Source organism: Levilactobacillus angrenensis (assembly GCF_003946085.1).
In the GTDB taxonomy this organism is placed as follows: domain Bacteria; phylum Bacillota; class Bacilli; order Lactobacillales; family Lactobacillaceae; genus Levilactobacillus; species Levilactobacillus angrenensis.
Genome location: NZ_RHOB01000011.1, coordinates 100,203 through 114,889 on the forward strand (window position 1 = coordinate 100,203; position 14,687 = coordinate 114,889).

Below are 14,687 nucleotides of genomic sequence, written 5' to 3' on the forward strand. Positions count from 1 at the left end.
ATAGGAAGTTATCGCGTGAATTTAGAAGAATTTATGACGCAGACCGCGCAATACAAAGACATCAAGCGGACCTTGGCGCCGGGACAACGGCAACTGGTGACCGGGCTAAATGGTTCCGCCGAAACGCTGTTCATTGCCAGCCTGCTCCATGACCAACAACGGTCGATCGTCTACGTGACCGACACCTTATATCACGCTGGCCAACTCGTCGATGACCTCGCGAACCTCTTGCGAGACGACGAGCTCTTTGAGTTTCCCGTCGAAGAGTTGTTGGCAGCAGAAGTGGCGACGAGTTCACCAGAATACCGGTCGGCGCGTATCGATGCCTTACGGGCATTGCAAAGCGACCGGCCCGTCGTTATCGTCACGGCATTGTCGGGACTGCGGCGGTTCTTGCCAGCCCCGGCCAACTTTGCGGCGGCGCGGTTCACGGTCAAGGTCGGCGACGAGTTCGATCTCGAGGCTCTCCAGCAGAAGCTGTTTGCCATGGGCTATGCGCATCAAAAATTAGTGGCGGCTCCCGGGGACTTTGCCGTGCGGGGGTCCATCGTGGACATTTACCCGTTGGCGGCGGATTATCCGGTCCGGCTGGACTTCTTTGACACCGAGGTCGATTCCCTGCGGTACTTCGACCCGGCCACGCAGCGGAGTATTGAAAACGCGGAGCACGTCGAAGTCTTGCCCGCGACCGATTTCATTTTAACGGCCGCAGAACGGACTGCCGGGGCCACGGCCTTGAGTTCCGCGTTGACCGCACAAGCAGCGAAGCTTGATGCGGACGGAGCCGAAACGTTGACCAACCAGGTGCAACCGCTGATCGACGGCTTGAAGAAGGGGTCCGTTGATCCACAATTAATGGAGTTTGCTGATTATTTATTCCCAGAACACCACCAACTGTTGAACTACTTACCCGCAGATGGATTGGCCTTGTTCGGGGACTATTCGCGTCTCCAAGATGCCGAACGTCAGTTGCTGGAAGACGAGGCTAACTGGGCGACGGATAAATTGAGCCACCACCAAATCTTTGAACAACAGGTCTTTGGCGGCGAGCTGCGGCCCATTGTCAAGGGCGACGACCACGCGCAGATCATGCTGGCCCTGTTTCAAAAGGGGATGGGCAGCTTACGGTTCCAAGCCATCACCAACGTGACCACGCGGGCCATGCAACAATTCTTTGGCCAGTTGCCCGTCATGAAGACTGAAATCGACCGCTGGCAAAAGCAAAAACAAACGGTGGTCCTCTTGGTCCAAGATGAGGAACGGCTAGAAAAAATTGAACAGACACTGGATGACTTTGAAATCAAAGCCGTCTTGACCAAATCAGCGAACCTCCAACCGCAGCTGACGCAATTGGTTCCGGAACGGCTCCACACGGGGTTCGAACTGCCAGAAGCCAACTTGGTGATCATCACTGAAGCCGAGATGTTTCAGAAGATTACGAAGAAACGGCCGCGGCGGCAAAACATGGCCAACGCCGAACGGCTGAAGAGCTACACTGACTTGAAGCCCGGTGATTACGTCGTGCACGTCAACCACGGGATTGGGAAGTTCATCGGGATGCAGACGCTGACGGTCGATGGCGTGCACCAAGATTACATGACCATCGATTACCAAGACAACGCGCAACTCTTTATCCCGGTCACTCAGTTGAACCTGATTCAAAAGTACGTGTCCTCCGAGGATAAGAAACCCAAGATCAACAAGCTGGGGGGCTCCGAGTGGGCGAAGACCAAGCGGAAGGTTGCCGCTAAGATTGAAGACATCGCTGACGAATTGGTCGATCTGTACGCGAAACGGGCTGCCGAAAAGGGCTTTGCGTTTCCGCCAGATGATGCCATGCAGACGGATTTTGAAAATGACTTTCCGTATGCCGAGACGCCCGACCAACTGCGGACCATTGAAGAAGTAAAGCACGATATGGAAAAGCCGCGGCCAATGGACCGGCTGCTAGTCGGTGATGTGGGTTATGGGAAGACCGAAGTGGCTTTGCGAGCGGCATTTAAGGCCGTTGAAGCGGGCAAACAGGTCGCCTTCCTGGTGCCCACGACGATTTTGGCGCAACAACACTATGACACTATGGTCAACCGTTTCGAAGGCTATCCCATCAACGTGGAAATGTTCTCGCGGTTCCGGACGACTAAGCAGATTCACCAGTCCATCAAGGACCTGGAGAGCGGCCAACTGGACATCGTGGTCGGGACGCACCGGTTGTTGTCACAGGACGTGAAATTTAAGAACCTGGGGCTGGTGTTGGTCGATGAGGAACAACGCTTTGGTGTCAAGCATAAGGAACGGTTGAAGGAATTGAAGGCCAATGTGGATGTGCTGACGTTGACCGCAACGCCCATTCCGCGGACCCTGCACATGTCAATGCTAGGCGTGCGGGACCTTTCCGTGATTGAAACGCCGCCAGCTAACCGTTTTCCCATCCAGACCTACGTCATGGAACAAAATGCGGGGGCCATTCAAGATGGGATTCGCCGGGAAATGCAACGGGGCGGTCAGGTCTTCTACCTGCACAACCGGGTGGAAGACATTGAAAAGACTGTGGGCCAGGTCCAATCTCTGGTCCCCGAAGCCCGTGTTGGTTTCATTCACGGCAAAATGACGGAAGCACAGCTGGAAGGCGTGCTCTTTGACTTCCTGCGTGGCGAATACGATGTGCTGGTCACCACGACCATCATTGAAACGGGGATCGATATTCCCAACGCCAACACGCTATTTGTCGAAAACGCCGACCGCATGGGACTGTCTCAGCTGTATCAACTGCGGGGCCGGATCGGTCGGAGTAATCGGGTGGCCTACGCGTACTTCACGTACAAGCCAAACAAGGTGTTGACCGAGGTCAGTGAAAAACGGCTGGAGGCCATCAAGGACTTTACTGAACTGGGGTCTGGCTTCAAGATTGCCATGCGGGACCTCTCGATTCGGGGAGCCGGTAATTTACTTGGGAAACAACAACACGGCTTCATCAATTCCGTCGGGTATGACTTGTACACGCAAATGTTGAGCGAAGCGGTGGCTAAGAAACGGGGTCAAAAGACGCAACCGAAGACCGATACGACGGTCGAACTGGGCGTCGAGGCCTATCTGCCAAGTGATTACATTGAAGATGAACAACAGAAGATTGAAATGTACAAACGGATTCGTCAATTGGCAAGTGACGATGAGGTCAATGAGATTCAAGCTGACCTGATCGACCGGTTTGGCGAATACCCAGAAGCCGTGAGCCAATTACTCACGATTGGCCAATTGAAGCTAGCCGCTGATTTGGCGTTAGTCGATAAGATTCGCCGCGTCAACGGGGATGTCTTCGTCACGATTTCCAAGCAGGGGACCGATATTTTAGGCGGCGAGGACGTCTTCAAGGCGTTGGCTGCTACCGATCTCAAGGCGACCGTCAGCATCAACGACGACCGGCTGCACATTAAGCTGGTCATCCAACCTAAGATGACGGTCAACGATTGGCTGCCTCAGGTACGCCAATTCCTAGCCGCCCTGCGCGATATCGTGGAAGTGACCACCAAGCCGAAAAACGACGATGCTGCGACGACGGACAAGTAGTCGGCGAGATTGTTGGCGCTGGCCGCCTTGCCGTTCACTAGAGATGAGTTGGAACGCTGAGGGCGCCGGCCCAAGCCAAAAGACGGTCTTGGGCCTCAAGTTGGAGCCGGTAGCCCACGTCTCCAACTTGTCAGTTCCCTAAACGACGTGAATCGTGTCGTTAAGGGAACTCCCACAGCTGAACTCATCTCTAGTGAACTATCGGCTACGATGGTGGGTGTTGTGAACGCTGATTTGGTGGCGGGACATCGGTGGTTTGCTGGCACAACGGTGAGTCACCGATGGCGTGGTGCTTGCTTTGATACGGGCAGGCAGTGGTCTGATTTTTGATTCGCAACTATACGTGGTAGATGACACTAGGCATTACCGATGAAGGAACAACTATCGTGGCCTTGAGTGGAGCGCCCCCTTGCCAGGGGAAATTTCGCTTCGCAATCAGGCGGCCCAATCTACGAAAATTTCAGCGAGGAGGGTGCCAATGGGTAACCGCAACGTAAATACGACCTTGCAGGGGGCCTTGATTCTCTCAATCGCGGCGTTTATTGCGAAACTATTGAGTGCGGTCTATCGGGTACCCTTTCAAAATATGGTCGGCAACACCGGGTTTTATGTGTATCAACAAGTCTATCCGCTCTACGGCATTGGGATGACCTTTGCGTTGAGTGGGTTGCCGGTCTTTATTTCCAAATTAATTGCCGAAGCACCGGACCTGCCCAGCCAGCAAGCCGTGGCGCGGCAAGTCTCACGGTGGGTCTGGGGCCTGGCAGTGGTCATCTTTGGTGGCCTGATGCTGGGGGCGCCAGCCATTGCTCGGGGGATGGGGGATGGTCAGCTGGCGCCATTGATTCAAATGGTGGCGTGGATGTTTCTCCTGATGCCCGCGCTATCCGTGGGCCGCGGCTATCATCAAGGCCAGTTTCAAATGTTGCCGACTGCTCGCTCACAAGTCGTCGAACAGCTGGTGCGGGTCGTGGTGATTTTGGTGGCGGCCGGTTGGGCGACGAGTCACGACTGGTCCGTTTACCGGATGGGGATGTGGGCGCTCAGCGGTGGTACGATTGCGGCGGTGGCAGCGTTAGTGGTGCTCCCCCGTTGGCGGCAACCGCCACAGCCAACGCGCTGGCGAGTCCCCCATTTGGGCCGGCGATTGTTGGTCGAAGGGGGCACGCTGTGTCTGCTAACGGCCATGATGGTCTTGTTACAGTTGGTCGATTCCTTTACGGTCAAAAATGGCCTGGTGGCTGGTGGTCTGAGTGATTTGGCCGCCAAAAGTCTGAAGGGGGTCTATGACCGAGCCCAACCGTTGGTACAACTAGGATTGGTCGTAGCGGTGGCCTTTGCGACCTCCCTACTGCCAGCCTTGAGTGAAGCGCAACATCAGGGCCGACCGCAAGCCTTTAAACGGCTGACGACCACGATGATGCGGATTGCGCTGGTGATTGCTAGTGCGGCTACGGCGGGGCTGATCAGCCTGATGCCGTGGATCAACCGGCTGTTATTTGGCGACGCTCAGGGGTCCGTCATGCTGGCGGTTTACATGCTGGGTATCATCTTGGCCACGTTGATTCAGACGTACAATAGTGTGTTGCAAAGTCAGGACAGCTACCGACTGACCGTTCTAGCACTAACGGCGGGCTTAATCGTCAAAGGCCTTTCCAACCGCTGGGCTGTGGTGCATTTTGGTGCAAGCGGGGCCAGCTGGCTGACGGTGTTGAGCCTGGCCGTGATGTTTATCGTGATTTGGTACGGTTCAGCGCAAGAATTGCGGGCCGGCGTCTGGTCACAGGCGTTCATTCGCAAGCTGTTGGGCTGTACCATCCTGATGGTCGCGGGAGTCCGGCTGACCGCCATGCTCCTGGAAGCCTGGTGGCCGGCATTAGCCACGGGCCGATTGGCGGCCGGGGCCGGTCTGTTGATCACGATTCCAGTGGGGGTCATCATCTTCTTCAGCTTGGCCTTGAGCTGGCAGTTGCTGACCGTGCGCGAGTGGTTGGCGATTCCCCACGCAGAAACAGTGTTAAGATTATGGCAGAAACTAAGCCAACACGGAGGAAATTAATATGCGATTAGATAAATATTTAAAAGTCTCACGGATCATCAAGCGGCGCTCAGTTGCCAAGGAAATTGCGGACAAGGGCCGAATCGAAATCAACGGTAAGGTAGCCAAGTCTTCAACTGAAGTCGCCCCTAAGGATGAGCTGGTCATCAAGTTTGGGAACAAGACGTTGACGGTCCAAGTCGACGAGCTCCTGGAGACCACGAAGAAAGACGATGCAGAACGGATGTACACCATCGTTAAGGAAGAGTACGCCCAAGATTTCCGCCAAAACTAACTGGTTTTGGTGGGTGGCGGCACTTACCATACTGTCCGCCTACCGTTCGCCAAATATGGGCTGGAACGCGGTGGGCGGACGGTGAAAGCCTGAAAGACGGTCTTTCACCTCGCTTTGAACCACCACAGACCGGTGTTTCAAAGACGCCAGTTGCCTAAGTGGCATGAACCGCGCCACTAAGGCAACTCCCACGGCTGAGCCCATATTTGGCTTCACTCTCGGCTACGTTAGCGGTTGTCAGCACCACTGACGTTAGTTAGGTCAACGGGGACAGTTGTGCCCATCTGCCGGAGGAGGCCAGAGGTGTAGCCAGCTGTGACGACGACCTTAGCTGGCGTTTTTAGCCAGGTTAGGTCGTGAGACGACTTCGGAGACTTGCGGGTCTGGCAAGGCTTCGAAGCGAGCCGGAAGCCCGCTCTTTGGCTGCAGGCGTTCCCCATAGCAGGCGGAACCTCTGACAGCCGTAGGCAAGTGTTGCGGCGAACGGCAGGCGGACAGTAACGGTAAGTGTTGCAGTACCGCGGAATGTGACGAATGTTTTACAATGTGCGTAAGGCGGTAGACGTGGTATTTGAAACTTGCTATACTCAAGTTAAACTATCTGGTGAAAACTGAGGAGTGAGGGCTATGGCGGACGCGAAACCGACGGCAAAGATTAAACGACTGGAAAACGATTATACGCGGAAATTAGATCACCAGCAGGCGGTTGTGCACCATACCCGCTGGCTGGGCCATCGGCGCGTGCGGCGGGCAACCCGGATTCTCGTGGTGTTTGCGGTATTTGCCATCATTCTGGGTGTCCAGTTGATTCGCAGCAACGCCAGCCTTCATCAGGTCGATCAGCAGGTCACGACCAGCAAACAGCACTTGGCTAAGTCTAAGGCGAAGAATGCTGATCTGAAGCTTGAAATCAAGCAGCTGAACGATAAAGACTATTTGGGCCAATTAATTCGGTCTAAGTACTATTACTCCAAGAACGGTGAGACGATTTACAGTCTCCCCGGGGATCACGCCAGTGACGTGACGGCTAAATAAACGACGATGTGAGAGTCTGGGATTAGGTTCCTAGGCTCTTTTTACTAAACGGCGATGTTGAGCTGGTTCACGCCTAGCGACCCCACTCAGATGGGGCAAACGGATGGCAGCCAAGACGCGCCTGTTTTACCCTGTTGGCGAAATCGTTTAGCAACGCGACTAATTCGGTTGAAAGTTAATTTAACAAGGTTTACCGGCCGTAAAAAAGTTGGTCAAGGGGCTGTATTTTTTTCGTTTGGGCGTGTGGCATTGGGAAGAATTGTGTTATACTGAAAGCACTTATTTTAAGGAGGAACTTCTTGTTTATGGCAATCGAGGTTGGAGCTAAAGTTACCGGAAAGGTCTCCGGAATTACGAACTTTGGTGCATTTGTTGATTTAGGTGACCACAAGACCGGGCTGGTGCACATTAGTGAAATTTCTGACGGGTACGTTAAGGATATCCATGACGTGTTATCCGTTGGTGACGAGGTAACGGTTAAGGTATTAACCGTGGGCAATGATGGGAAGATTGGGCTGTCGATTCGTAAGGCGACGGACCATCCGGCGTCCGAACGGCCACATCATAACCACAACGAACATCGTGAAAACAATCATGGTGGCAACCGTGAATTCCACGGCAATGGTGGTCGCGGTGGTGAGAACCACGGTCATGGCGGCCGGCGGTTTGAAAACAACGGGTCACGGCCACATCACAGTTCAGCGAATGGTCGTTTCTCGGGTCATCACTCGGCTAAACATGAAGAAAGCTTCGACGACTTGATGTCAGGGTTCTTGAAGCAAAGTGAGGACCGCTTGGCAACGATTAAACGTAACACTGAAGGTAAGCGTGGTGGCCGTGGTGGCCGGCGCAGTTAAACTGCCTTTAATCAGGACCGCATTCGTGCGGCCCTTTTTGGTAACGGAAGTGGGGGTGTGACAGGTGACGCTAGAAACAGCCTTCCAGCAAAACTGGCGGGCAAATGGGTGGGCCAACTCCCAGCAACGGGGGCTCGTAGCCGTCTCGACTGGGGTCGACTCCATGGTGTTGTTGCAACTGATCTTGCAGCTGCCGGCGAGCGAGCGCCCAGCCATCACGGTGGTCCACGTCAATCACCAGTTACGCCAACAAAGTCAAACCGAAGCAGCTTTTTTGCGCCGGTGGTGTGCTGAACATCAGCTGCCGTTAGAAGTGGCGGTTTGGCCGACTGCAGCCCATCCCGACCACGGCGTTGAAGCGGCTGCCCGGGCGTTTCGCTACCAATTCTTTCAAACGCAATTGCAACGTCAACAGGCTGCGTGGGTGGCGACCGCCCACCAGGCCGATGAACAGGCGGAAACGATTCTGTTGAAACTCATGCGTGGCGGGCAACTGGACCAACTCACGGGCATGGCGCCTAGTCGGCCGTTGGCACCGGGACAAGTGATTCATCCGTTGTTGCCTTTTACCAAGGCGCAGCTGATTGCTTACGCGCGTGAGCGGCAGATTCCCTGGTATGAAGATGCCACGAATCAAGCGCTGGTCGCGAGTCGCAACCGTGTGCGCCACGAGATTTTACCGCGCCTGCAACAGGAAAACCCGCAGGTCGTGACGCACGTGAACGCGTACGCCCAGCAGTTGCAGGCGACGTTGACGGTCGCCAACCGAGCGCTAGATCAGCAGTTGGCCCAAATCGTGACCACCGCTGCACCGGTGACCGGTGAGACGGCGCGGCTACTGGCGGTGCCAATCGCCGAACAGCAGTTATTACTGGCCCGGTTGATCAGTCGCAGTGCGCCTGGGACCTCGGTCAGCGCCGAACACTTGCGCGAATGTTTGCAGCTCTTGGCCAATCCGCAGCGGCCCACGGGGACCGTAGCATTTGGTCAAGATTGGGTATTCATTAAAACGTATGACCGCTTTCAATTTTTACAACTGAAAAAATTCAGGGAAAAATCCGTGGAACATTTTAGATTTATGGTAGACTTAAACCAATGGCGGTCGGTAGGTAACGGCTGGCAGATTGGGTGCTTCACAACTGAACAGCAACTCGCACTGACCCCCCATGAAACGGTGGCTTTGACCGCAGACCAGTTGCCCTTAATGGTCCGACCGTGGCAATCGGGTGACCGACTGCGACTGGCAACGGGTCATCATCAGCTGGTGCGCCGAGCGTTGATCAACGCTAAGGTGCCCCAGTTTGACCGCAAAAATCAGGTCGTTTTAGTCACCGCGACGGGCGAGGTGCTCGCGCTGTTGGGTGTGAAGTGGTCGGTCTACCCACCACGGCCGCACACAAAAAACTATCATATTGTTTGGAAACATGAATAGGCGAAAGGGGAACAGCATGAATAACGATATTTTAAAGGTCCTTTACAGTGAGGAAGACATTGCCGCAGCTTGCAAACGGTTAGGTACGCAACTCGCCGAGGATTACAAAGACAAGACGCCCTTGATCATCTGTGTGTTAAAGGGGGCCATCTTGTTTATGACCGACGTCATCCGCGACATGGATATTTACGCAACGATTGACTTTATTGACGTTTCCAGTTATAACGGCGGAACGGCTTCTTCCGGGACCATCAAGTTACTCAAGGACCTGGACACCGACGTTGCTGGTCGCGATATTTTGTTAGTTGAAGACATTATCGACACCGGTCGGACATTGAAGTATTTGGAAGACCTGCTGAAGGATCGGCAAGCCAAGTCCATTAAGGTCTGCACATTGATGGACAAACCCAGTGGCCGCGTGGTTGAGGCCAAGGCGGACTACGTTGGGTTCAACGTGCCAAGCGAGTTTGTCGTGGGCTATGGTTTGGACTATGAAGAAAAGTACCGGAACCTTCCGTACGTTGGTGTTCTGAAGCCTTCAGTCTATTCAGATAAATAATTAGTCAATGATAGTCAATTGTGATAACATCTTATTTAGTTAAGGGGCATTTGCCCTAAATTCTGTTCCTATCTTAATGCTGGGAACTGTGGGTAAGGAGGCACGACATGAATAATCGACGAAATGGGCTGTTTCGTAATAGTCTATTTTACATTGTGATCTTCTTGTTGGTCATTGGTGTTATTTACTTATTTAACGGAAATAACAGCAGCTCACAATCCCAAGAAATCCAATCGAGTCAGTTCGTTAAGGATTTAAATGCGAACAAGATCAAGAATTTCTCCATTCAACCTTCCGGGGGAGTTTACAAGATTACCGGTGAGTATCGGAACGCCCAAAAACGGACGACCAATACTGGCTTCAGTCTCGGCGGTTCACAAAGTACCGCTGTGACCAGCTTCACCACGCAAGTCTTGACGAATAACTCGACGGTTTCCGAGATTGACAAGACCGCCAAGAGTCACAACGTAAAGGTCAACACCAAAGCTGAAGAGTCGAGTGGCTTCTGGATTAACTTGTTAGTCTACGTAGCGCCACTAGTGATTTTCTTCTTCTTCTTCTACATGATGATGGGTCAAGCCGGCCAAGGTGGCGGCAACGGCCGAGTCATGAACTTTGGGAAGAGCAAGGCCAAACCAGCCGATAGCAAAGAAAACAAGGTTCGCTTTGCTGACGTTGCTGGTGAGGAGGAGGAAAAGCAAGAACTGGTCGAAGTCGTCGAGTTCTTGAAGAATCCGCGTAAGTTTGTTTCATTAGGTGCCCGGATCCCATCTGGGGTCTTACTTGAGGGCCCACCTGGTACTGGTAAAACGTTGCTAGCGAAGGCCGTGGCTGGTGAAGCCGCTGTGCCATTCTTCTCGATTTCTGGGTCAGATTTCGTGGAAATGTTCGTTGGTGTCGGGGCCAGTCGTGTCCGGGATCTGTTTGAACAGGCCAAGAAGGCCGCACCTTCCATCATCTTTATTGATGAAATCGATGCGGTTGGTCGTCAACGGGGTGCCGGCATGGGCGGTGGCCACGATGAACGTGAACAAACGTTGAACCAATTGCTGGTCGAAATGGACGGGTTTACTGGGAGCGAAGGCGTCATCGTGATGGCCGCTACCAACCGTTCAGACGTGTTGGACCCAGCCTTGCTACGGCCAGGCCGGTTTGACCGGAAGATTTTAGTTGGTCGGCCAGACGTTAAGGGTCGTGAAGCGATTCTGAAGGTTCACGCCAAGAACAAGCCATTAGCTAATGACGTTGACTTAAAGGAAATTTCCAAGCAAACCCCTGGCTTTGTCGGGGCTGATTTGGAAAACCTCTTGAACGAAGCGGCCTTATTGGCGGCACGGCGGAATAAGACGCAGATCGATGCTTCCGACTTAGACGAAGCTGAAGACCGGGTTATCGCTGGGCCAGCTAAGAAGGACCGGGTCATCAGTCCTGAGGAACGCAAGACGGTGGCGTACCACGAAGCTGGGCACACCATCGTGGGGTTAGTCTTAAATGACGCCCGCGTGGTCCACAAGGTAACGATTGTCCCTCGTGGCCGAGCCGGTGGGTACGCAATCATGCTCCCACGGGAAGACCAAATGCTGATGTCTAAGAAGGATGCCATGGAACAGATTGCCGGCTTAATGGGTGGTCGGACGGCCGAAGAGTTAATCTTCCACTCCGAATCATCCGGGGCCTCTAATGACTTTGAGCAGGCAACGCAAATTGCCCGTTCCATGGTTACCCAATATGGGATGAGTGACGCCTTAGGGACGGTTGCACTGGAAAGTGCTGGCGGCCAGCCATTCGCTGGTGCCGGATACCCAGGCCAACCAAGTTACTCAGAACATACGGCTAACTTAATTGATAGCGAAGTTCGCCGGATCATCGGGGAAGCGCACGATACTGCCCGGAAGATTCTGGAAGAACACAAAGCAGAACACAAGATTATTGCGGATGCCTTGCTGAAATACGAAACGCTGGACGAAAAGCAAATTCTCAGCCTGTTTAACACTGGGAAGATGCCTGAAAAGGACAGCAATGACGAATTTCCAAGCGAAAAGGCGGCAACGTTTGAAGAATCTAAGCGCGAATTAGAACGGCGCGAAGCTCAACGACAAGCTTCTACGGAAGCCAAATTAGCTTCGTCCGCAGCCCAAAACCAGTCCTCAGCGGCTGATTCAGCGGCAAGTTCGGCAGCAGATGATTCACACGATGACACTGATCATTCTGAATAATCACACGAAGGGCGAGACCTGCATCTCGCTCTTTTTGTTTGGCATTTAAGGTACTGGCGAAGCCGTGGCGCATTGTTAAAGCAGGGATGGATAGGATTGCGCCGAACCGAGGTTAGCCTGGCATTTGTCGCGGATAGGGGTGGCTTAAGGGGAATCCGTGTCGTCAGTCACTGGCCGGTGTGCTGGCGATGACTGCTGCGATTAACCAGTCGGGTAGTTAGCGAACAATAAGATGGCCAGTGCCATGACATGGACAGATCGTTACTATTTGCAAAAGCGGTGGTTTCTGGTAAGGTAGGGCATGGTGAAAAGACACGAAAGGACGTTTACAAGAATGGCAGATTATTTAGTAAAAAGTTTGATTGATGATGGGATGTTCCGGGCCTACGTGGTCGACGCGACCGAGACCGTAGCTGAGGCGCAACAACGTCACGACACTTGGAGTGCGGCAACCGCTGCATTAGGGCGGACGTTAATTGGGACGATGCTCCTGTCGACCTCACTGTTGAAGGGTGAGGAGAACTTAACGGTCAAGGTCAATGGTCACGGACCAGTCGGGGCCATCGTGGCGGACGGTAACGCTAACGGGACGGTCAAGGGCTATTTGCAATACCCTCACGTGAGCCTGCCGTTGAATGAGAAGCATAAGATCGATGTTAAGAAGGCTGTCGGGGTCAACGGGATGCTGACGGTCACCAAGGACCAGGGCTTGGGCCAGCCATATACCGGCCAAGTGCCATTGATCTCTGGTGAACTGGGCGAAGACTTTACCTATTACTTGGCGAAGTCAGAACAAATTCCCAGTGCTGTTGGCGTATCAGTCTTCGTTCAACCGAATAATACGGTCAAGGTAGCCGGCGGTTTCATGATCCAAACCATGCCAGGAGCGTCTGACGAGGCCATTTCTCGGTTGGAACAACGGTTAAAGGAAATGCCAATGGTCTCAGAACTATTATTGGACGGGCAAACACCTGAAGAAATCCTTCAATTGTTGTTCAAGGACGAAAAGATTCAGATTTTACAAAAGATGCCAGTAGCCTTCAAGTGTGACTGTTCCAAGGAACGGTTTGCCAAGTCCCTGGCTGCCATTCAACCGGCCGCCATCCAAGAGATGATTGACCAAGACCATGGTGCGGAAGCCGTTTGTCATTTTTGCGGGACCAAGTATGAATACTCTGAAGACGAGTTGCGGCAAATTCTCGCCAAGGCCCAAGCCAAGTAAGGGGGACGGCCATGTCTTGGAAAATTGGTAACGTCGAAATTCCGAACCGCGTGGTCGTTGCGCCCATGGCGGGGGTCACCAACGTGGCTTTTCGCCGAATCTGCAAGGAGTTTGGCGCGGGGCTGGTGACCTGTGAGATGATCTCAGGGCAAGGAATCCACTATCACAATCAGCGCACCCTAAAGATGATGGCGGTGGACACCCACGAGCACCCCATGAGTATTCAGATTTTTGGTGGGACGCAGGAGACTTTGGTTCAGGCAGCGCAGTATGTGGATCAGCAGACCAATGCGGACATTATCGACATCAATATGGGGTGTCCAGTCAATAAGGTCGTGAACACGGATGCGGGGGCCAAATGGCTATTAGATCCACAGAAGGTTCATGACATGGTGGCGGCTGTCGTTGCAGCGGTGGACAAACCGGTCACAGTAAAGATGCGGACGGGCTGGGATGCCCATCACGTCTTTGCAGTAGAAAATGCCTTAGCTGCGGAGAGTGCTGGTGCGAGTGCCATTGCAATGCACGGTCGAACACGTAAGCAGATGTATCAGGGCCAAGCAGATTGGGATATCTTGGCGCAGGTTGCCCGGCAGTTAACGATTCCGTTTATGGGGAACGGGGATGCGCGCACGCCCCAGGATGCCAAACGGATGCTGGATGAAGTGGGCGCTGATGCGGTGATGGTGGGCCGTGCGGTCATGGGGAATCCGTGGCTACTACAACGGATCAACCAGTACCTAGCGACGGGAGACCTTTTGCCGGAGCCCACGCCCGCAGAAAAAATCGCGACGGCCAAAGAGCACTTGCATAAACTCTGTCTGGCTAAGGGACCGGTAGAGGGACCTCGTGATTTTCGCAATCAGGTGGCTTACTACCTAAAGGGGATTCCCCATGCGGCCCGAACCAAGGTGGCCTTGACCGATGCTACTGAAGAAGCAGTAATGGTCACCATTCTGGATGATTTTCTAGCCAAAATGGCGGCACGTAGCCAACGAGCGCCAGTACGACGCTTTACAGATCAATAGGTATTCGGTAGGTGAGGTCAGCTGATCTCACCTTTTTTGAATTATTCTGAAAATTCGCTTGACCGGGGTGCAGATAATTGATAAGATATTACCTGTTGCTGATTAACGCAAGCAATGCATAAAGAACAATTTTATGAATAGTCATACAAATTTGAATTTATGCTTGACGAGTTAAAACGTAACTGATACAATGATTTATGTTGTCACGACGCGTGACGGCTTGATTAAAGGATTTGAATATTGAATAAATATTCAAATTAAATTTAAAAAGTTGTTGACACGTTTTAAACGACATGATATACTTTAAAAGTTGTCACGGAGCGATTGCTTCTCTGATAACTTGGTAGACCTTTGAAAACTGAACATTGTTTCGACAAACCAAATATGTGTAGGGCGGTTTGATACTTGGTATCAAACCCAAACAATATTTGCGAAGTCAAT

At 53.0% G+C, this 14,687-nt stretch carries 10 protein-coding genes; all 10 read left to right on the top strand.

Annotated features, from left to right (window positions below; genetic code table 11):
* Nucleotides 1-15: 15 nt before the first annotated feature.
* The 10 genes from mfd to dusB all read left to right on the top strand — a co-directional run bounded on the left by mfd (nt 16) and on the right by dusB (nt 14,246).
* Complete coding sequence (gene mfd, locus EKM83_RS08310; protein WP_125576355.1) at nt 16-3,564, top strand: transcription-repair coupling factor; 3,549 nt, start codon at nt 16-18, stop codon at nt 3,562-3,564.
* A gap of 478 nt (nt 3,565-4,042) precedes the next feature.
* Nucleotides 4,043-5,623 carry a polysaccharide biosynthesis protein gene (locus tag EKM83_RS08315; protein WP_125576357.1) on the top strand — a complete coding sequence of 527 codons (1,581 nt, stop codon included), beginning with the start codon at nt 4,043-4,045 and terminating at the stop codon, nt 5,621-5,623.
* Between the two features lies 1 nt (nt 5,624).
* Entirely contained in the window at nt 5,625-5,897 is a 273-nt protein-coding gene (locus EKM83_RS08320; protein ID WP_164505629.1) for an RNA-binding S4 domain-containing protein, read from the top strand.
* 627 nt (nt 5,898-6,524) lie between these two features.
* Complete coding sequence (locus tag EKM83_RS08325; RefSeq protein WP_125576361.1) at nt 6,525-6,932, top strand: FtsB family cell division protein; 408 nt, start codon at nt 6,525-6,527, stop codon at nt 6,930-6,932.
* 305 nt (nt 6,933-7,237) lie between these two features.
* A complete protein-coding gene (locus tag EKM83_RS08330; protein ID WP_125576363.1) occupies nt 7,238-7,789 on the top strand; it encodes a S1 domain-containing RNA-binding protein in 552 nt (183 codons plus the stop codon).
* 64 nt (nt 7,790-7,853) lie between these two features.
* A complete protein-coding gene (gene tilS, locus EKM83_RS08335) occupies nt 7,854-9,221 on the top strand; it encodes a tRNA lysidine(34) synthetase TilS (RefSeq protein WP_125576365.1) in 1,368 nt (455 codons plus the stop codon).
* A gap of 16 nt (nt 9,222-9,237) precedes the next feature.
* Nucleotides 9,238-9,780, top strand: coding sequence for a hypoxanthine phosphoribosyltransferase (hpt, locus tag EKM83_RS08340; protein WP_125576367.1), 543 nt, complete (start codon nt 9,238-9,240; stop codon nt 9,778-9,780).
* A 107-nt stretch (nt 9,781-9,887) separates the two neighbouring features.
* Entirely contained in the window at nt 9,888-11,996 is a 2,109-nt protein-coding gene (gene ftsH / locus EKM83_RS08345; protein WP_125576369.1) for an ATP-dependent zinc metalloprotease FtsH, read from the top strand.
* A gap of 334 nt (nt 11,997-12,330) precedes the next feature.
* The gene (gene hslO, locus EKM83_RS08350; RefSeq protein WP_125576371.1) at nt 12,331-13,218 is read left to right on the top strand and encodes an Hsp33 family molecular chaperone HslO; all 888 of its coding nucleotides are present in this window, start codon (nt 12,331-12,333) and stop codon (nt 13,216-13,218) included.
* An 11-nt stretch (nt 13,219-13,229) separates the two neighbouring features.
* Nucleotides 13,230-14,246, top strand: coding sequence for a tRNA dihydrouridine synthase DusB (dusB, locus tag EKM83_RS08355; RefSeq protein ID WP_125576374.1), 1,017 nt, complete (start codon nt 13,230-13,232; stop codon nt 14,244-14,246).
* Nucleotides 14,247-14,687: the final 441 nt, after the last annotated feature.

Excerpts from the sequence above, each read along its gene's own strand:
- EKM83_RS08315 (WP_125576357.1), top strand. The coding sequence starts at position 4,043 with ATGGGTAACCGCAACGTAAATACGACCTTGCAGGGGGCCTTGATTCTC.
- EKM83_RS08320 (WP_164505629.1), top strand. The coding sequence starts at position 5,625 with ATGCGATTAGATAAATATTTAAAAGTCTCACGGATCATCAAGCGGCGC.
- EKM83_RS08325 (WP_125576361.1), top strand. The coding sequence starts at position 6,525 with ATGGCGGACGCGAAACCGACGGCAAAGATTAAACGACTGGAAAACGAT.
- EKM83_RS08330 (WP_125576363.1), top strand. The coding sequence starts at position 7,238 with ATGGCAATCGAGGTTGGAGCTAAAGTTACCGGAAAGGTCTCCGGAATT.
- hpt (WP_125576367.1), top strand. The coding sequence starts at position 9,238 with ATGAATAACGATATTTTAAAGGTCCTTTACAGTGAGGAAGACATTGCC.
- ftsH (WP_125576369.1), top strand. The coding sequence starts at position 9,888 with ATGAATAATCGACGAAATGGGCTGTTTCGTAATAGTCTATTTTACATT.
- hslO (WP_125576371.1), top strand. The coding sequence starts at position 12,331 with ATGGCAGATTATTTAGTAAAAAGTTTGATTGATGATGGGATGTTCCGG.
- dusB (WP_125576374.1), top strand. The coding sequence starts at position 13,230 with ATGTCTTGGAAAATTGGTAACGTCGAAATTCCGAACCGCGTGGTCGTT.